This window comes from Streptomyces sp. NPDC088923 (assembly GCF_044749745.1).
In the GTDB taxonomy this organism is placed as follows: Bacteria; Actinomycetota; Actinomycetes; order Streptomycetales; family Streptomycetaceae; genus Streptomyces.
This window is the reverse complement of sequence record NZ_JBIVIO010000004.1, coordinates 229,644-247,997: the sequence shown is the minus strand read 5'-3', so window position 1 is coordinate 247,997 and position 18,354 is coordinate 229,644. Positions and strand designations below refer to the sequence as shown.

General features: G+C 74.0%; 16 protein-coding genes. 8 read left to right on the top strand and 8 right to left on the bottom strand.

The annotated features are described in order from the left end of the window. Positions 1-66 precede the first annotated feature (66 nt). The 4 genes from ACIP4O_RS19045 to ACIP4O_RS19030 all read left to right on the top strand — a co-directional run bounded on the left by ACIP4O_RS19045 (position 67) and on the right by ACIP4O_RS19030 (position 2,142). The gene (locus ACIP4O_RS19045; RefSeq protein WP_401575782.1) at positions 67-906 is read left to right on the top strand and encodes a Scr1 family TA system antitoxin-like transcriptional regulator; all 840 of its coding nucleotides are present in this window, start codon (positions 67-69) and stop codon (positions 904-906) included. Beyond that, positions 903-1,085, top strand: a complete 183-nt coding sequence (locus tag ACIP4O_RS19040) for a DUF397 domain-containing protein (protein WP_401575780.1) — start codon at positions 903-905, stop codon at positions 1,083-1,085. The genes ACIP4O_RS19045 and ACIP4O_RS19040 overlap by 4 nt, the downstream gene beginning before the upstream one ends. 114 nt (positions 1,086-1,199) lie before the next feature. Next, positions 1,200-1,835 (top strand): class I SAM-dependent methyltransferase, encoded by a 636-nt coding sequence (locus tag ACIP4O_RS19035; RefSeq protein ID WP_401575779.1) that lies wholly within the window; start codon positions 1,200-1,202, stop codon positions 1,833-1,835. 28 nt (positions 1,836-1,863) lie between these two features. Continuing rightward, positions 1,864-2,142 carry a hypothetical protein gene (locus tag ACIP4O_RS19030; RefSeq protein ID WP_401575777.1) on the top strand — a complete coding sequence of 93 codons (279 nt, stop codon included), beginning with the start codon at positions 1,864-1,866 and terminating at the stop codon, positions 2,140-2,142. A 47-nt stretch (positions 2,143-2,189) separates the two neighbouring features. On the opposite strand, the gene ACIP4O_RS19025 is transcribed toward ACIP4O_RS19030, so the two are convergent. The 3 genes from ACIP4O_RS19025 to ACIP4O_RS19015 form a co-directional block, all read right to left on the bottom strand. Then, the gene (locus ACIP4O_RS19025) at positions 2,190-4,715 is read right to left on the bottom strand and encodes a hypothetical protein (RefSeq protein WP_401575776.1); all 2,526 of its coding nucleotides are present in this window, start codon (positions 4,713-4,715) and stop codon (positions 2,190-2,192) included. A gap of 52 nt (positions 4,716-4,767) precedes the next feature. After that, positions 4,768-5,358 carry a GNAT family N-acetyltransferase gene (locus tag ACIP4O_RS19020; protein WP_401575774.1) on the bottom strand — a complete coding sequence of 197 codons (591 nt, stop codon included), beginning with the start codon at positions 5,356-5,358 and terminating at the stop codon, positions 4,768-4,770. A gap of 152 nt (positions 5,359-5,510) precedes the next feature. Then, positions 5,511-7,022, bottom strand: a complete 1,512-nt coding sequence (locus ACIP4O_RS19015; RefSeq protein WP_401575772.1) for a family 43 glycosylhydrolase — start codon at positions 7,020-7,022, stop codon at positions 5,511-5,513. A 337-nt stretch (positions 7,023-7,359) separates the two neighbouring features. Between ACIP4O_RS19015 and ACIP4O_RS19010 the strand changes: the two genes are divergently transcribed. Together ACIP4O_RS19010 and ACIP4O_RS19005 are read left to right on the top strand one after the other, a co-directional pair. Then, positions 7,360-8,457 carry a PP2C family protein-serine/threonine phosphatase gene (locus ACIP4O_RS19010; protein WP_401575770.1) on the top strand — a complete coding sequence of 366 codons (1,098 nt, stop codon included), beginning with the start codon at positions 7,360-7,362 and terminating at the stop codon, positions 8,455-8,457. 231 nt (positions 8,458-8,688) lie between these two features. Next, positions 8,689-11,190, top strand: a complete 2,502-nt coding sequence (locus ACIP4O_RS19005; RefSeq protein WP_401575768.1) for a GTPase-associated protein 1-related protein — start codon at positions 8,689-8,691, stop codon at positions 11,188-11,190. On the opposite strand, the gene ACIP4O_RS19000 is transcribed toward ACIP4O_RS19005, so the two are convergent. The 5 genes from ACIP4O_RS19000 to ACIP4O_RS18980 all read right to left on the bottom strand — a co-directional run bounded on the left by ACIP4O_RS19000 (position 11,120) and on the right by ACIP4O_RS18980 (position 15,219). Next, positions 11,120-11,749, bottom strand: coding sequence for a 4'-phosphopantetheinyl transferase (locus ACIP4O_RS19000; protein ID WP_401575766.1), 630 nt, complete (start codon positions 11,747-11,749; stop codon positions 11,120-11,122). The two genes, ACIP4O_RS19005 and ACIP4O_RS19000, sit on opposite strands and share 71 nt — an antisense overlap. Beyond that, positions 11,746-12,612, bottom strand: a complete 867-nt coding sequence (locus ACIP4O_RS18995) for a metallophosphoesterase family protein (RefSeq protein WP_401575764.1) — start codon at positions 12,610-12,612, stop codon at positions 11,746-11,748. Before ACIP4O_RS18995 ends, ACIP4O_RS19000 begins: the two co-directional genes overlap by 4 nt. An 85-nt stretch (positions 12,613-12,697) precedes the next feature. Next, a complete protein-coding gene (msrB, locus tag ACIP4O_RS18990) occupies positions 12,698-13,108 on the bottom strand; it encodes a peptide-methionine (R)-S-oxide reductase MsrB (protein WP_361321775.1) in 411 nt (136 codons plus the stop codon). A 10-nt stretch (positions 13,109-13,118) separates the two neighbouring features. Continuing rightward, positions 13,119-14,528 carry a UDP-N-acetylmuramate--L-alanine ligase gene (murC, locus tag ACIP4O_RS18985; RefSeq protein ID WP_401575761.1) on the bottom strand — a complete coding sequence of 470 codons (1,410 nt, stop codon included), beginning with the start codon at positions 14,526-14,528 and terminating at the stop codon, positions 13,119-13,121. A 229-nt stretch (positions 14,529-14,757) separates the two neighbouring features. Further along, positions 14,758-15,219 carry an indole-3-glycerol phosphate synthase gene (locus ACIP4O_RS18980; RefSeq protein ID WP_401576239.1) on the bottom strand — a complete coding sequence of 154 codons (462 nt, stop codon included), beginning with the start codon at positions 15,217-15,219 and terminating at the stop codon, positions 14,758-14,760. Positions 15,220-15,629: 410 nt separating this feature from the next. Here ACIP4O_RS18980 and ACIP4O_RS18975 point away from each other — a divergent pair, with 410 nt between their 5' ends. Together ACIP4O_RS18975 and ACIP4O_RS18970 are read left to right on the top strand one after the other, a co-directional pair. Beyond that, positions 15,630-16,661 carry a LacI family DNA-binding transcriptional regulator gene (locus tag ACIP4O_RS18975; protein WP_401576237.1) on the top strand — a complete coding sequence of 344 codons (1,032 nt, stop codon included), beginning with the start codon at positions 15,630-15,632 and terminating at the stop codon, positions 16,659-16,661. A 76-nt stretch (positions 16,662-16,737) separates the two neighbouring features. After that, positions 16,738-18,348 carry an FAD-dependent oxidoreductase gene (locus tag ACIP4O_RS18970; RefSeq protein WP_401575760.1) on the top strand — a complete coding sequence of 537 codons (1,611 nt, stop codon included), beginning with the start codon at positions 16,738-16,740 and terminating at the stop codon, positions 18,346-18,348. Positions 18,349-18,354: the final 6 nt, after the last annotated feature.

Sequence of the window (18,354 nt, the reverse complement as noted above, 5' to 3'; positions counted from 1 at the left end):
TGGACAGTACGAGTAACCGGCCGAGACCATGAGCCGTTGTTCCGTACGGCGCGAAAGGCAGGCGGCATGGCGATCGGCGCGACCACCGGCGAGCCCGAACCCTCAGAGACTCTGAAGGTGTTCGGCGCGGTCGTCAAGGTCTTCCGTAAACGGGAGGGCCTGACCCAGGAGCGGTTGGCCGAAGTCCTCGGCTACTCGGTGGACATGATCTCGTCCATCGAGCAGGGCCGCCGGATGCCGCAACCGGACTTCGTGCAGGCGGCCGAACAGGCCTTGCATGCGGCGGGGATGCTGAGCCCTCTGCTGCCCCATGTGGTGCGGAAGCCGGGGCTGGCCAACCACTTCCGCGAGTGGGCCCTGCTGGAGACGGAGGCGATCAGCCTCTACACGTACGAATGCCGAGTGCTGCCAGGGCTGTTGCAGACGGAGGCATACGCCCAAGCAGTCGAACTGAACGTGCCGCCTCTACCGACCACCGAGGAACTGAGGCAGCGCCTGGCTACTCGGCTTGAGCGCCAGGAGTTGCTGAGCACGGATCGCCAACCCCCGTGCGCCTTCAGCTTCATCATCGAGGAGGCCATCTTCGTCCGCAGGACCGGTGGCGACGAGGTGACGTGCGGAATCCTGGACCACATCCGGCGAGTCATCGACGAACACTGGAACGTCCAAGTGCAGATCATGCCGCTCCACCAGCCCGTGCACGCGGGGCTGGACGGGACCATGAGGCTGCTGGAGACCCCCGACAACATGTGGCACGCCTACTCCGAAGGCCAGGAGAGCGGTGTCATGATCTCGAACGCCAAATCCGTCAGTGTGCTTCACCAGCGGTATGCGAAACTTCGCTCACAGGCGCTGACACCGGAGGACTCGGTGCGCCTGCTTGAGCGACTGCGAGGAGCACTATGACCACCGTGGAACTGTCCTGGTTCAAGAGCAGCTACAGCGGCTCGGGCGGGAGCGACTGCGTAGAGGTCGCCCTCACCCCCCTCGCCATCCACATCCGCGACTCCAAGGACGCCACGCTCCCCCACTTCACCGCCAGCCCCACCGCGTGGACCGGCTTCCTGGAGAATTTGTCGCGCTGATCGCGGCCCCCGCACCTGCCGCCGTATGGGAGATGCGGCCCGGGGAGCCGTGATCGTTCTCCACGCTGGATGGCGTGGGACCGCTTGGTCGCCGTCCACCCCACCGGAGCCTTCATGAACCGTGCCGCCTACTGGGACCTCTACAAGCCCTCCTCCCACCACGGCACCCCGCCCGGCCCCCTGCCGGTCGGATGGACGCCCTACGAAGGGCACGGGCCCGGCGTGGAGTTGCTCGGCGAGCCGCGTACCGCTCTCGAACTCGGGTCCGGGGAGGGGCGGGAGGCGGCGTGGCTCGCGCGAAAGGGGTTGCGAGTGACGGGGGTTGACGTGTCGGCCGTGCAGGTCGCGCGGGCGCGGCGGTGGTGGGCGGGCGTCGGGGGGCTCGACTTCGTGTGCGAGGACGTGGAGACGTACTTGGCGGGGACGGGGCGGGTGTGGGACGTCGTGTACTCGATCTGGGGTGCCGCCTGGTTCTGCGACCCCGCGTCGCTCTTCCCCTTGGTCCGGCAACGGCTCGCGCCCGGCGGGCGGTTCGTGTTCTCGCACGGCGAGACGGCGCCGGAGCGGTACGGGCCGGAGATCCTGCGCCCCCGCGCGGACGTGCCCGGCGTGCCGCGCTGGTGCTACCCGCCGCGGGAGTGGGCCGCCCGGCTGAAGGCCGCCGGGTTCGTGTCCGCAGAGGTACGGCTCGTGCCGGGGACGGAGGGCGGGCGCGGGACCATCGTCGGTGTGGGGCGGACCGGCCCGTAAGGCCGTCCGGGCGGGGTACCCGGCGGGCATGACGACGACACAGCATGGACCGCACAAGGACCCCACCGCTCTCGGCCCCCTGGAGCCCGGGACCCCGCAACGCGTCGCGGCGCGGCGCCGGATCTGGGATGTGGCGTGGACCGCGACGTGCGTGCTGCTCGCCCTGTGGTCGGTGCTGTGGGCGGTGGGGGCGCTGCGCGGGGCGGCCGACGCGTGGCTGTGGAGCGGGTGCGGGATCGCGCTGCTGGGCTGTGCGTGGTGGGCGCGGCGCTCGGCGCGGAAGAACGCGTTGCGGCCGATGCGCTGATCCCTTGCTTCGTGCGCGGGCCCGGGGTGCCCGCCCCGCGTCCGCGCTCAGGGGTTGGAGTGCATCTGGACGACGACCCGGTCGAAGCGGCCGGCCGCGAGGTCCTGGCGCGGGATGGTCCAGTACAGGATCGCCATGGGGAAGCCTGCCCATTGGGCGAGCAGGACCCAGTCCGCGGGGTCCGCGGGGCCCTTTCCCGCCTCGGCGTACGCCGAGGCGGCCACTGGGTCGCCGTAGTCGTCGAAGTTGTCCGCGTGGCCGCCGAGTTGCCACTCGCCGCCGCCGTCCGTCTGCTCGGACCAGATCTCCCGCAGTGCCTCCGCGTGGGGGTGCCGGGCGAGCATCTCGTCCTCGGGCGGTGTGGTCGGCAGCGAGACTCCCGGTACGAGCCGGAGGTCGCCGGTCCGGCGCAGGTCGGCGTCCAGTTTCTCCGGGGTGCCGTACTCGTAGACGTAGTGGTTCAAGGACACCTCCCGCTCCTCGACCGGGGCCCCGGCGGGCACGTACACCGCGCCACCCTCGGGCTCGGGTTCAAGGTCGGCGTTGGCGAAGAGGAGCACTTTGCCGTCGGGCGGGAGCGGCAGGTCGGTCGCTCCCTCGGGGACGGTGGCGAAGTCGAGCGTCACGATGAGCTGCTCGTCCCAGGCGGATGCGCCGCCGAGGGCCGGGACGTCCGGCGGGAGCATGAGTGGCCCGCCGAGCCTGCCCCGTACCGGTCCGCCCCCGTCCGGAGCCGTCCGCAGCATCGGGCGCGCGAGCCCGAGCCACCGGTCCACGTCCGGCGCCGGCACGCCTTGCCCGAGCGCCTCCTCCTTGAAACGGTCGAGCCACCACAGCGTGGGGGCGGGCAGGACGCGGGTCGCCGGGGACAGGACGTCCTCACCGAACTCCCAGCCCGGCGGCGGTGCCTGGAGATCCGGCTCTCCCAGGCCCGCGAGCCATTCCGCCGCCGACGCGCGTACCGTCGCCTCCGCCGTCGTCCCGGTGCCGTTCAGCGCCACCCGCGCGGCGGCCAGGGCCTCCGCGTCGTCGCGGAGCACCCGCCGCGCGGTCAGGCGGTGTCGCGAGGTGCCAAGGGCCAGCGCCGTCAGGCGTGCGCGCAGGGGACCCGGAGCGACAGGGAAGCGAGCGAGAATCGTGAGTGTCATGTCGGTCGTGTCGACGGTCTCGTCGTCGGCGTCCCCCTTCCGGTACCCGCCGTCCAGGTACTCGTCCGCCAGGTCCAGCCGCTCCGCGAAGAGCGGCCACCACCGCTCGGCGTCCTCCGGCGTCAGGACCGCCCCCAGCAACCGGTTGCGGCCCACAGCGTTGCGGTTCGTCAGGAGTGACGCCACCCGGCGGTCGGCGTCGGTCATCCCCGCCTCGCGCAGCGCGTCGCGCACCGCTCGGACATCCGGGATCAGCGGCAGCCGCTCCTCGATGCGCGGCCAGAAGTAGCTCCCCTCCCGGCGGGCGGCGGCGGGCCGACTGCCCAGTTCCGCGAGGACGTCGGCGTCGGTCGGCCGGTTCACCGGCGGTACGGGGACGACGGGGCCGGGTCCCCGCGTGAGCGAGGCGCGCTCCACGGTCCGGCGCAGCGCTTGGGCGCGCTCCGCGTCCAGCGGTTCGCCGCCCGGCGCGTTCAGCACGTCCTCGATCGCCGCGTCACCGCCCTCGATGTCGGCCAGGCGCCGCAGGACAGCGGCCAGTTCCTCCGGTCCGGCGGTCCGCAGGTGCGGGACGAGCAGTTCCACCTGCCGGCCGGGGGCGAGCCAGCCCAGCGCGGCCAGTGCCTCGGCCCGCACGAAGCGGTCCTCGTCGACGGCCAGCGCGGCGAGGAGGGCGGCGTGCGGCTCGGGGATGCCGGCGCACCGGAGAGCCACGGACTTGCGCTCAGCGGACCCCGCCGTGATGGCGACCTCCGCAAGGACGTCGGCGTGCCGGGCGAGGAAGGTCTCGGCGGCACCGGTCCCCAGGAGGTGCAGCCGGGAGTTCCAGTGCTCACCGGGTCTCTGGTCGAGCACCGTCGCCAGAGCCGCGTGTGCGGGAGTGCGTCCGGGCACTTCCCCGGCCAGGGCGATCTCGCTCAGGAGGTCGAGGCCCCAGCGCGCGCCCACCCGCTGGGACGCCTCGGACCGGGACCTTACCGCAGTCAGGGCGCTGTCGGTCAGCGTGGCGAGCCACGCGCCGGAACCCAGCCGGCCGGGCTCCGCGTGGGTGAGCGCGTCCAGCACGTGCCCGAACCGGGCGAGAATACCGGCGGGCGCGTCACCGTAGACGGTCAGCCGAGCGGCATCGGCGGCGTCCGGGCTCCACCCCGGGTGCACGTCCGCGACGGGGCTGACATCAGCGGCCGCCCACACGCCGCCCCCCGCCACCATCTTGGCGACCTTCGGGGACCCGGGCGCGTACAGGGGAGCCAGGGCCTCCGGCCCCGTACCGCGCAGGACGTACTCGACGACGCCTTCGCAGGGGTGCTCCAGCGCCAGCGGCGCGAGGCAGACGCGCACAGCGGACCCGAGGGCGCCTGGATCGGCTGGAGCGGTTGACGGGGTCTGCGTATCTTCGGTGTTTCCAGTCTCGTCCTGTGGCATGTCGGGGATCCTATGGGGCGCTCGAACACCCTGTCGAAGCAGGGGACTTGCCCTACTGGACGTCTCCGCGGCGCCTCTCCGCGCCCACCCCGCGCTCCCACCCCGCCCGTGTCAGCTCGTACTCCACGTCCCCGTGCTCCGAGCCCTCGATCACGTCCGGCCAGTCCTCGGTGTAGTGGCGGAGGAAGGTGAGGTCGCACTTCTCCATCACGCGGCGCGAGGCCGTGTTGACCGTCATCGTGTTGGCGGTGACGCGGTGGACGCCGAGGCTCGTGAAGCCCTTGCGGATCAGGGCTCGGGAGCCCTCCGTCGCGTAGCCCCTCCCCCACGCCTCCTGGCGCAGGCGGTAGCCGAGTTCGACCGCGTCGGGGCTCTGTTCGAGGAGGGGGCGGAAGGCGAACCAGCCGAGGAACGCGCCCGATTCCCGCTCCTGGGCGACCCAGTAGCCGCGCGTGCCGAGGCCCGGGTAGTGGTGGAGGAGGCGGGGCAGCGGCCCGGTCCGGATCTCCTCGCGGCTCGTGGGACGGCCGCCGTTGATGAAGCGCGTCACGGCCGGATCGTTGTCCAGGGCGAGAAGGTCGTCCGTGTCGGCCTCGGTGAAGGCGCGGAGGGTGAGGCGGTCGGTCTCCAGGAGAACGTGCATGCCCCGATCCTCGTCAACGACGGCCGGGGGCCGCCACGGGATTTCGGACCCGATGGCCGGCCGGATCCGGGCGCGAGGACGGCCGGACCACGCGGGCCGCGCGCGAGGCGCGGCCCGTACGCGGTCGGGCCGGACCGGGGCGAGGACGCGGGTCAGTTCGTCCAGACTTCCGCCCTGTCCACGCTGACGAAGGACGCGCCGGACTGTCCGTCGTGGTCGCCGCTCACCCGGACGCGCAGGGTGTGCTTGCCGCTGGGCAGGCGGGGGCTCAGGTACTGGAGGTTCTCGCCGGTGCGCGGGGTGCCGTAGTAGTCGAGGCGCTGTTCCGCGCCGCCGTCGATGCTCAGCGCCGCGTAGCCGTTGCCGGTGTCCCGTACGGAGAACAGGGCGATCCTCGTGCCGGTGAAGGTGTACGTGGCGGTGTTGCCCGCCGTCGCGCTCCAGTGGTCGTCGCCCCAGAAGCACTGCACTCCGCAGCCGGTGCCGGAGTTCCAGGTGCCGGTGTAGGCGAGGGAGCCCGCGCCGCTGGAGCGGCCGTCGTCGTTGATCCAGTAGGCGCTGGGGCCCGGGTCGCCCGAAGGCAGGTCCTGGGTCGCGCCGGTGGCGAGCGGGACGCCGAAGTCCGGGCTGCCGTCCGCCTTCCAGCCGATGCGCTGGGCGCGCGTGGTGCGGTTGCTGTAGGTGTTCACCGACGTGGACTTGGCGTGGTAGACGATCCAGTCCTCCTTGCCGTCCGGGGACTTGAAGAGGGCGTGGTGGCCCGGCCCGTAGACGCCGTGGTCGTCGGCGCGCGAGAAGACGGCCCCCTGGTGCTGCTGCCAGTTGCCGGGCACGAGCGGGTCGGCGCCGTCCGGGAGCGACATCATCCAGAGCTGGTAGTCCGGCTTGCCGGTGTCGCAGGTGGAGTACGTCATCCAGGTGCGGCCGTTGCGGTAGAGGAACTCGGGGCCCTCACGCACCTCGGGGCAGCCGCCGGCCCCGTCGAGCGCGACCGCGTTGCCGGAGACGGTGTACGGGTTCGACATCGGGGCGAGGTTGAGGCCGTTGTGCTGGTACTGGTTGATGCCGCTGTAGGCGAGGTAGAGGCGGCCGTTGACCTGGAGGATGCCCGGGTCGATGGCGAAGTCGTTCGCGTGGTTGGGCGGGGCGAGCTTCGCCTTGAAGTGGTACGGGCCGGTCGGGTCGTCCCGGTCCGACTCGGCGACGAAGACGCGGTGGTGGTCGTCGGTGCCGTCGTCGGCCGTGTAGTAGAGGTACCAGCGGTTGCCGAAGCGGTAGAACTCCGGCGCCCAGATGTGCTGGTTCCGGCTCGCGTCGGTGTCGGTCCACACGGTGACCGGGTCGGCCGTCAGGAGGGTGCTGAGGGACGGGGAGCGCCACATCTTGACGCTGTCGCCCTGCGTGGTGGTCAGGTAGTAGTTGCCGTTCCAGTACGTCATGTACGGGTCCGGGCCGGTGTTGAGCGGGTTGCGGAACGTACCGGCGGCGGCCGGGGCGGCTGCCGGGGAGGCGGCTGCCGGAGCCGCCGCGGCCTCGTCGGGGCGGACCGCGTTCGTGCCCGCGCCGAGCAGCACGAGGACGGCGAGGACACCGAACAGGCGCAGGAGGCGGAACGGGCGCGAGGCGTGGAAGGGGCGCGAGGGGTGGGGCGGGCGCGCGCGCATGTGGGGGGCTCCTTCTTCGTGCACCGCCGGGCCCGGGCCGGGTGGCCGGGCCGGACGGACGATTTACAACGATGCAGAGCTGTCGGTGGGTCACCGTAGGGACGGGCGGGGGCGACGTCAAGACTCCGTGCGGGGCGCCCCCCGGCCGCTGACGCGGGTGCCCCGCGCAGGGGCGCGCCCGCTTCGTACGCGGGAACGCGCCCGCCACGCGCGCCGGGCCCCGGCCGGGCCCCGCCCGCGATCCCGCCCGAGACGCCTCCGCCCCTGCCACCCCTCACCCCGCGCGCCATCCGCGCAAGGCGGTCCCCGGATGCGGCATTGCGGTACGAATAGGCATATGTCTGAGCCGGTCTTCCCGCCCGCCCCCCGCCGTGGACGCGGGCGCGTTCTGCGTCCCGCCGTGCTGGTGCCTGTGGCGTCCATGGTGGTTCTCGGCGTAGTCGATCTCGCGGTGCCCCGGTCGGTCCACCTCGGTCCGCTCCTCGCGGTGGCCCCGGCGCTGACGGCCGCCTCGGCCGGGCCCGGTACGACGGCGGGCGTGGCGGCGCTCGCCGTCGTCCTCCAGTTCCTGCTGGGCGTGGCGCGGGAGGAGACGGAGACCCCGAACACGGCGGTGCAGGTGGCCGCCGTCGCGGTGATCTCACTGGCCCTCGTCCTCTACAGCCGGGCCCGCACCCGCCGCGAGTCGGAACTGGCCCGGGTGCGTGCCATGGCCGAGGCCACCAACGACGTGCTGCTGCGCCCGCCGCCCGCCCGCCTGGGCCCGCTGCGGATCGGCTGCGAGTACCGCGCGGCCGGTGAAGTGGCGCAGATCGGCGGGGACTTCTACGGGGTGGTGCGTACCCGGGAGGGGACCCGGCTGCTGATCGGGGACGTGCGGGGCAAGGGCCTCGACGCCCTCGACGACACCGCGCTCCTCCTCGGCGCCTTCCGCTCGGCCTCGCACCTCGGCCTGAGCCTGCCGGGGCTGGCCGCCCACCTGGACGCGGCGCTGGAGTGGAGCAACGGGCAGAAGGGCGCGGGCGAGGACTTCGCCACCGCCCTGCTCGTGGACGTGCCCGACGCGGGCGAGGACGTACTGCTCCTGTCGTGCGGCCACCCGCCCCCGTACGTGCTGCGCGCGAGCGGGCCGGAGCCGCTGGAGGCCGCCCGCCCGGCCCCTCCGTTGGGGCTCGGGGCGCTCGACCCGGACGCGTGGACGGTGGAACGGTACGCGTTCGGCCCCGGCGAGACGATGCTGTTGTACACGGACGGGGTGATCGAGGCCCGGGACGACGACGGCGCCTTCTACCCGCTCGCGGAGCGCCTCGCCCTCTTCGGCGGACGGGACAGGGACCGGCTCGCGCGGCGGGTCGTGGAGGACGTCGTCCGCCACACCCACGACCGCCTCGCGGACGACGCCGCCCTCCTGTGCGCCTACCGCGCCCGGGACTGAGGCCACGGCAGGGGCGGGCGCCGCACCGCGCGGCCCCACGAGGTCGCACCCGCGAACCGGAGCACGGCGGCCGCCACGCGACAACTCCACCCGAGCGCACGGAATTTGATGGTCGCCCCACCCCGTCGTCCGGTGGACTCGCCGTCCCCGCCACCCCGGTGGAGCGCCCCCGCTACGATTCCCCGCACACGGTGCGCTCTCGGACGCCCGTACGACGAACACGGAGACGGTATGGCGGACGGGCGATCGGGTGACGCGGGGCCTTACGGGATGGTGCTCGGTGTCGTCGATCCGGCTGCCCCGGCGGGCCGTTCGCCCGCTTTGCGCCCGGTGCGGGTGACGGCCGGGATCGAGGTGGTGCGGGCCGTGGCCGCGCTCGGGTGGCCCGTGCCCGAGGCGGGGACGAGCGTGGGGGTGCTCGACGTACTGCCGGGCGGCGGGCGGGTGCTGACGCGGCTGAGCGCGCAGGGGGGCGGGGTCGCCGCGCACTGCGTGCATCTGCCCGCCGGGGCGCGGCTGCCCGGGGGCAGGCCGCCCGTCGCCTTTCTCGACGCGCCCGGGTGGGGCAGCGGGGACCCGCTCGCCGCCGAGCCGCCCGCCTCCTCGGCGCTCGGGGACTTCGCGCGGGCGCGGGCGCCGTGGGTCGGGGCCTTCCTCGAAGGCGTGCGGGAAGTGCTGACGCGGGAGGGGGCGGGGGCTCGGGACGCGGAAGGGGCGCCGTACGAGGCGGGGGCGCCGTACGAGGCGGCCGGGGCGCCTTCGGGCGGTACGGGCGTGCCGTTCCTCGTCGCCGAGAAGGACCCCTCGCTCGTCGCGCGGTGGATAGCCCTCGCCTGCGCCGTACTGCCCCCGGAGCGGGCCGGGTCGCTGTCGTTCACGACGCACGGGCCGCAGGAGGCGGCCCGCAGCGGGCGGCTCGTCGTCGGGGTGCCGCTCGGGAGCGCCCCCGCCGTCGCGGGGCAGCGGCTGCTCGACGGGGCGCTGCCCCCGGCCGAGCCGGTCACGGATCTGTGGGCGGCGGGCGCGGCGTGGCTGTGGCGCGAGGGGCGGCCCGCGCTCGCGGCGGGCGCGGGCCCCGCCCTCGACGGCTTCGCGCTCCTCGCCGCCGCGCACCGTGAACGGCTCACGGTCCCCACGGCGGTACGGGCCCTGCTGCCCGCCGCGCTCGACGCGCTGCCCGCCGACGAACTGCCCCGAGCGGTGGGCACGTTGACCGAACTCCTCGAAGCCGAGGCGCCCGCGAGCGACGCCGAGGCCGCCGGTCTCGCGCGCGTGTGGGCGCGGCTCGAGGACCGCGCGCCCCTCCACGTCACCGCGCCGCTCGCCGGTGCCGTGCTCATGGCGCTCGTCGCGGGCCGGCCCACCGGGGTCCCCGTGCCCGGCACGGCCTCGCTCACCGCCTCCGGCCGTGCCGCGCTCGCCGCGCGCCTCGGGGCGGGGCTGCGCGAGGCCGTCTCCGGACCCACCCTCGGCCCGCGCCGCTCCGTCGCGCTGCTCCAGGCCGCCGCCGTGCTGGGCGTCGCGATCGAGGGGCCGGTGCTGGAGGACGTGGCCGACCGGATCGCGACCGCCCTCACCCGCGCACCCGCCGAGGAGGAGGCGCTCCCCGTCGCCGGGGCGCTCGCGGGGCTGCCCGAGCTGTGCACCGTACTGCTGCCCCGCCTTGAGCGGTACGCGGCACGCGAACCGCTCGACGCACAGGCCCTCTTGGCTTCCGTCGACCTCCCGCTCGACGCCGCCGTCACACCCGTGCCGCACCTGCGCATGTGCGCGGGCGCGGCCTCGGCGCGCGCGTTCGCGCTCGACGCGGTCGCGGCCTGGGACGAGCTGCTGCGGACCTCGCGCCCGTCCTGGTCGACCGAACCCACCTTGCTGCGCACGGCGTTGCGGCTCGTGTGGACCGAACAGCCGCCCGGGCTCGCCGAGATGGCGCACATCCTGGAGGCCGCCGACTCCGACAGCCACCGGGCGGCGGGTACGTGGCGCGAGGCGGTCGCGGCGGCGGAGCGCGGGGGCATGGGTACGGAGGAGGAAGCGGCGGCCGGCCGCGCCCTCGCCGCCCACCTGTTCCGCTCCTTCCCCGCCGAACTGACCCCCCGCACCCGCGCCCGCCTGCGTCTCCTCGAACTGGCCGGGGACATCGCCGAGGGCCGCGGCACGGACTGGGCCGAACAGGCCGTGAGGCTAAGGGAGTCGGCGGGTCTCACGGAGCCCACCCGGCTGCTCGCGCACGCGTACGCGGTCCTGGGCCACGCGGTGCTCCGGCAACCGGGCAGCCCGGAGGGCGAGTTGTACGGGCTCGCGCACTCCGGCGACGCGGCACTCCTCGCCGCGTACCAACAGGCGGCGCGGCGTGCCGGTTTCGGAGAACGGCTGCGCACCGACCCGGCCACGGCGGCGGGTTGCTTCGTCGACTGGACGGCTCACCCGGGAGCGGGTCCCGGCTGGGAGGCGACGAGCGCGACGCTCCTGGACGAAGTACTGCGCCCCGTCCTGCGGTCGGCCCCCCGTGCCCACCTGGCCGCGCTCACCGCGACCCTCGCGGAGGGCGGCCCGCACCGCGTGAGCGCGTTCGAGAGCTGGCACCAGCGCACCCGCGCGAGCCGCTGGCGCCGCCTCCTCGGGGGCTGGGCCCCCGCCCCGGGCCCGCGGGGGCCCGTCCTCACCCCCCTACCGTCACCGCCGTCACGACCAGTTCGTCCCCCGCCGCCCACCTCCCGCTCAACTCCCTGATGGGACCCGCCACCAGCACGCGCGCGGCGAAGGTGCCGTCCGCCGACAGGACGAGCTCCGCCTCGGTGAAGTCGAGGAAGCGGCGGGCGAGCGGGAACCACGCCTTGTAGACCGACTCCTTCGCGCTGAAGAGGATGCGGTCCCAGGCCGGGCCGTCCGGGGGGAGGGCCGCGAGGGCCTCGCGGTCGGCGGGGAGGGCGATCAGGTCGAGGACCCCCGGGGGCAGGGGCGCGTTCTGTTCCGCGTCGATGCCGAGGCTGCGCCAGTCCTCGGCGGGGGCCACGGCGGCGGCGCTGTAGCCGGGGCAGTGGGTCATGCTGCCGACGATCCCCGCGGGCCAGCCCGGGGCGCCGCGTTCGCCGGGAAGGAGCGGCACCGGGGGGCGGCCGAGCGCCGCGAGCGCGCGGCGCGCGCAGCCCCGTACCGTCGTGAACTCCGCACGCCGCTTCGCGACCGCGCGCGCCACGAAGGGCTCCTCCTCCGGGAAGAGCGTGGTGTGCGGGTCCGTCCCGTGGTGGTACGCGGTGCTGATGCCCTCGGGCAGGACGTGGGCGATCACGAGGCGGCCCCGGGGAAGACGGGGCGGGCGAGTTCGGCGCGGCGCCCGAAGCGCTTCCACTCGCGCGGGTATCCGAGCGAGACCTCCTCGAACGGCACGCCGTCGTAGCGGGTCGAGCGGGGGATGTGCAGGTGCCCGTAGACGACGGCACGGACGTCGAAGCGCGTGTGCCAGTCGGCGGTGCGGGCCGTGCCGCACCACTGCGCGAACTCCTGGTGCGTCATGATCTCGGTCGGCTGCCGCACGAGGGGCCAGTGGTTGACGAGGACGAGCGGCGGGCCGCCCGCCGCCTCGGCGAGCCGTCCCTCGGTGTACGCGATCCGGTCCGCGCACCACTGGGCGCGGCCCGCGTAGGGCTCGTGGTGGAGCACGGCCTCGTCGGTGCAGACGATGCCCGCCTCGTGGGCGCGGGCGAGGGAAGCCTCGGGCGTCGTGGTGCCCGGGGCGTACCAGGAGTAGTCGTACAGGGTGAAGAGCGGGGCGATGCGGAGCGGGCCGCCCGCACCGTCGGGGCCGCCGCCGGGCCCGTCCCACACCGGCCAGGGGTCCTCGGGGGTCAGGACGCCGAGCTCGCGGCACAGCGCGACGAGTTTGTCGTACCTGGCCACGCCGCGCGCCTGGTCCGGCTCGGTGGGCAGGGTCCACAGCTCGTGGTTCCCCGGCGCCCACACGACGCGCGCGAAGCGGCCCGCGAGCAGGCGCAGCGCCCATGCGATGTCGGCGAACCGCTCGCCGACGTCGCCCGCGACGATGAGCCAGTCCTCCGGGTGCGCGGGGCGTATCCCCTCGGTGAGGGCCCGGTTCTCCTCGTACGAGATGTGCAGGTCGCTGACGGCCCGCAGGGTCTTGCGCGTTGCTGTCACCCGAGGAGCCTAGAGCGAAGGGGCGGGCGGCGTCAGCCCCTCCCGCCCCTTCCACGCCCCCGGGCCCGCGGTGCGGGCCCTCGCGTCAGCTCTCGTCGTCCGGGACGAGCTTCACGGAGATCGAGTTGATGCAGTACCGCTGGTCCGTCGGCGTCGCGTAGCCCTCGCCCGCGAAGACGTGGCCGAGGTGGGAGCCGCAGTTGGCGCACCGGACCTCGGTGCGGACCATGCCGTGCGAGCGGTCCTCGATCAGCTCGACGGCGTCGGAGTCCTTCGGGTCGAAGAAGGACGGCCAGCCGCAGTGCGACTCGAACTTCGTGTCCGAGGTGAACAACTCGGCACCGCAGGCGCGGCAGTCGTAGACGCCCTTGGTCTTCGTGTCGGTGTACTCACCGACGAAGGCGGGCTCGGTGCCGGCCTGGCGGAGCACCGCGTACTCGTTCGGCGTCAGCTCCTCGCGCCACTCCTGGTCCGACTTCTCGACGTTGTACGCCATGGCCTGCTCCTCACTGCTCGTGGTGCGGTCCGGCGGCGAGCCGGTCCAGGACGGCGGGGCCGAGGTCCGTGACATCGCCCGCCCCCATGGTGAGAACGAGATCACCGGGCTTCGCCATTCCCGCGACGGCCTCCGCGACCTCGTCCTTCGCGTGCAGCGGGCTCACGTCGGCCCCGGCGGCGCGCCCCGCGGCGATGATCAGCTCGCTCGTGACGCCCTCGATCGGGTCCTCGCGGGCCGGGTAGATGTCCAGGACCAGGGAGGAGTCGGCGAGCGCGAGGGCCTGGCCCATCTCCTTGCCCAGCTCCTGCGTGCGCGAGAAGAGGTGCGGCTGGAAGACGACGAGGATGCGCCCCTCGACGGCGCCCCGCATCGCCTCCAGGTCGGCGGCCATCTCGGTCGGGTGGTGCGCGTACGAGTCGACGACCTGCACGCCCGCGGCCTCGCCCTTGAGCTGGAGGCGCCGCTTCACGCCCGTGTAGCTGCGAAGCGCGGAGGCGAGGTTGTGCAGGGGGACGCCGAGGGAGACGCCCGCGACGAGCGCGGCGACCGCGTTGTGCGCGTAGTGGCTGCCGGGCACGGACACCGTGAAGGTGAGCAGCTTCCCGTTCAGCGAGACGGTGACCTCGCTGGTCAGCCCGCGCGGGGTGACCTTGCGCACCCGTACGTCCGCGTCCTCGGCGGAGCCGTAGGTGAGGACCTTCAGGTCCGCCCGGTCCCGCACGCGACGGGTCAGCTCGCGGGCGCCCTCGTGATCGGCGGAGATCACGAGCGTGCCGCCGGGGACGATCTTGCCGACGAAGATCTCGAAGGACTCGTAGATCTCGTCGATCGAGGCGTAGTTGGCGTGGTGGTCGAGTTCGACGTTGAGGACGACGGCGACCTCGGGCGCGTACGTGTGGAAGCTGCGGTCGCTCTCGTCGGCCTCGGCCACGAAGATCTCGCCGGTGCCGTGGTGCGCGTTGGAGCCAGGCGCGTCGAGGTCGCCGCCGATCGCGTACGAGGGGTCGAGACCGAGCGCCGTGAGGGAGACGGCGAGCATCGAGGTCGTCGTCGTCTTGCCGTGCGTGCCCGCGATCGCGAGCGGGCGCGTGCCGTCCATGAGGGCGGCGAGGGCGTCGGAGCGGTGGACGACGGGGATGCCGAGCTCCCGGGCGCGGACCAGCTCGGGGTTGTCGGCGCGGATCGCGGAGGAGACGACGACGGCGGAGGTGTCCTCGGCGAGGTGGGCCGCGTCGTGGCCGAGGTGGACGGTGGCGCCGAGGGCACGCAGCGATGCGGCGGTCGCCGAGTCCTTCGCGTCACTGCCCGCGACGCTCGCCCCGCGCTGGGCGAGAATCCGCGCGATGCCCGACATCCCGGCCCCACCGATCCCGATGAAGTGCGGTCGGTCGAGGGCGGGGGGAAGGCCGGCTGCCATCTGTGGTGTCTCCAGGGGGTGGGGCCGGGACACCGCGGTGCGTCCCGGGAACGAAATCTTCGGGGCCACCTTAGAACGAAATGCCAAGCGGCTTTGCGATGCCGAGCGGCTGGGCAATGTCTGACGACTGGGCGGTCTGCGCTCGTGCCGCGACCAGCCGCGCAGCCGCCCCGGAACGCGAGCACCGCCGCCGGTCTCCTCGCGTTCCGGGCGCGCCCGGCCGGGGACGTCAGTTCTCGGCGTCCGGGCTGTGCGCGTAGAGCTTGAGGACCGGGACGCCGACCTTGTGGCGGGCGCGCGAGGCCCAGTCGCGGTGGAAGAACTCCTCGACGTAGTGCGGCGCGGTCAGGACGATCACCTCGTCCGCTCCCGTCTCCTTGACCGCCGTCGCGACCGCGTCGAGCGGGTGGTTCTCGACGACGTGGCCCACGGCCTGGGCACCGGCGGCGCGCAGCGACTGGAGCGAGTGCTCCAGGGCGATCTTCGCGGGCGGCACCGCGGACTCGCCCTCCGGCACCTCCGCCTCCCGCACCACGTCGGTCAGCTCACCGAGCGCCACGTCGTCCACCGCGCGCAGCAGCCGGTCCTGATCGCCCCGGGGCTGCATCAGGACGTGGAAGGTCACGGCCTCCTCGCCGTGCAGGGTGGTGACGAACTCGATGTCCACCGTGGACAGGGCCTGTTCGATCATCAGTACGCTCGTGAACACCTCGGGCGCCTCTTCTCTCAACGGGCCGGTGATCACCGGCCGTACGGTTTCCCCACTACCCCGTGAACGGGATGGCGTGCGTTCCTAGTCTGCCCAGCGGACGGTAAACGGAACGGGACATTCCGTAAGGAGGGTCCAGGGGCCCGGGCCGTCCGGCCCGGCCCGCCCCGCACCCCTCTCCCGTGGCACAGACCACACCCCTGGCGCGGGGAAATCGCTCACACCCTCTTGACCTCCGCCCATCCGAGTCGGAGAGTGCTCACTAATGCGCATTACTAATACGCATTAGTGAGTGAGGTCGACACGTGAACGACACCAGTCCGGACAAGCCGGGCAAGTCAGCGAGAACGCCGCGCGAGCCCGTGAAACGGGCGCGCCCGCGACAGGCGGAGGTGGCGCGTCTGGCGGGGGTCTCACAGGCGACCGTCTCGCTCGTGCTCGGCAACAAGCCGCAGGCCGCGACGATCTCCGAGGAGACGCGGCGCAAGGTCATGGACGCGGCCCGCACCCTGGGCTACGTCCCCGACCCGGCCGCGCGCAGTCTCGCCGGGGCCGGGAACGACCTGCTCGGCGTCTTCAGCTTCACGGCGACCTTCCCGACGGACGTGCAGCACTCGTACTACCCGTTCCTCGTCGGCGTCGAGCAGGAGGCCGCCGCGCGCGGCTTCGACCTCGTGCTCTTCACGGGATCGAGCGCGCACGGCGCGGCCCCCGGTCCCGAGGCGCTGAGCCGCGTGCGGCTCGCGGACGGCTGTCTCTTCCTCGGGCGGCACGCGCCCGCCCGCGAACTGCGGCGGCTCGTGGCCGACGGTTTCCCCGTCGTCCACCTGGGCCGCAGGGACGAGCTGGACGGGCTCGCGTGGGTCGGCGCCGACTACGCCCCGGCGAGCCGCGAGGTCGTACAGCACCTCGTCGCTCTCGGGCACCGGCGGATCGTGCTCGTGCGCGAGGACGACGAGGCCCCCGCGACGGCCGACCGCGAACGCGGCTTCCTCGCCGGTCTGGAGGAGGCCGGGCTCCCCCTGGAGGGCGCCGTCTTCCGCACCGCCGCGCCGGAGGGGGACCTGACCCCCGAGCGGCTGCGGGCCTGGCGCGCGGAGGGCGTCACCGCGTTCGTCGCGGAGGAGACCGACACGGGCGCCGCCTGGCGGGCGCTGCGCGCGGCCGTCGCGGCGGCCGGGCTCGACTGCCCGCGCGAACTGAGCCTCGCACTGCTCGGCGACCCGCCCCCCGACCTCGCGGGCGAGCCGGTGCCGACCGGCTTCGCCATCCCGCGCACCCGGCTCGGCGCCGCGGCGGTCCGGCTCCTGGCCGCGCTCGTCGCGGGCGAGGAGGCGGACGAGCCGCTCGTGCCGTGCGCCTTCCGGCCGGGCGCGACGGCGGGACCGGCCCCCGAGGCGGTACGGGACCTGGCGACGACCTGACACGCCGCCCGGCCCCGTACCGGCAACACCGCACCACCGAGCACCACCCGCACCACCCGCACCACTAGGAGAGCTTGTGACCAGCCAACCGGACATCCTCGTCGTCGGCGGCGGCCTCGGCGGCGTCGCCGCCGCCCTCGCCGCCTGCCGGGCGGGGCGCACCGTCGTCCTGACCGAAGAGACCGACTGGGTCGGCGGCCAGCTCACCTCGCAGGCCGTGCCCCCGGACGAGCACCCGTGGGTCGAGCAGTTCGGCGTCACGGCCTCGTACCGCGCGCTGCGCGAGGCGATCCGCGACTACTACCGCGACCTGTACCCGCTGCGTGCCGAGGCGGCGGCGCAGCCGACGCTCAACCCGGGCGCCGGGCGCGTGAGCAAGCTGTGCGCGGAGCCGCGCGCGGGACTCGCGGCGCTGGAGGGCATGCTCGCCCCGTACCGCTCCGCCGGGCTCCTCACGCTGCTCACCGAGCACCGCCCCGTCGCCGCGCGCGCCGAGGGCGACACCGTCACCTCGGTCACGGTCGAGAACCTGCGCGACGGCGGCCGCCGCACGATCGGCGCGTCCTACGTGCTCGACGCGACCGAGACCGGCGAACTGCTCGAACTCGCGGACGTCGAGCACGTGCTCGGCGCCGAGTCGCGCGCCGAGACCGGCGAGCCGCACGCGCCCGAGCAGGCCGACCCGCTCAACCAGCAGGGCATCACCTTCTGTTTCGCGCTCTCGCACCACGAGGGCGAGGACCACACGATCGAGAAGCCCGCCGACTACGACTTCTGGCGCTCCTACCAGCCGGACTTCTGGCCGGGCCCGCTCCTCGGCTTCCTCGCGCCCGACCCGCGCAGCCTGGAGGCCGTGCCGCGTACGTTCGTGCCGAACCCGGAGCAGGACCCGCTCGCGGTGAGCGCCGACCAGTCGGCCGACGCCGGGGACAAGGAGCTCTTCGGCTTCCGCCGCATCCTCGCCCGCAAGCTGCACCGCGAGGGCGCCTTCGGCTCCGACATCACGCTCGTCAACTGGCCGCTCAACGACTACTGGCTCAAGCCCCTGATCGGCGGCGGCGAGAAGACGACGGCCGAGGCGATACGCGAGGCCAAGCAGCTCTCGCTCTCGGTCCTGTACTGGCTCCAGACCGAGGCCCCGCGCGCGGACGGCGGCAAGGGCTTCCCCGGGTTGCGCCTGCGCCCGGACGTCATGGGCACGGAGGACGGGCTCGCGAAGGCCCCGTACGTGCGCGAGTCGCGGCGCATCAAGGCCGTCACGACCGTCACCGAGCATGACGTGGCGATCGACCTCGTCGGCCCGACCGGCGGCACCCGCTACCCGGACTCGGTCGGCGTCGGCAGTTACCGCATCGACCTGCACCCCTCGACGGGCGGCGACAACTACGTCGACATCGGCTCGGTGCCCTTCGAGATCCCGCTCGGCGCGCTCGTGCCGCGCCGGGTGCGCAACCTGCTCCCGGCCGCGAAGAACATCGGCACGACGCACATCACGAACGGCTGCTACCGGCTGCACCCCGTCGAGTGGAACATCGGCGAGGTCGCGGGCGCGCTGGCCGCACACTGCCTCGACGAGGAGCTGACGCCGCGCGAGGTGCGGGCGGACGAGGCCCGCTTCGCGGACTTCGCCGGGCTGCTGGACCGCTCGGGCGTCGAGCGGCACTGGCCGGAGGTACGCGGCTACTGAGCCGCG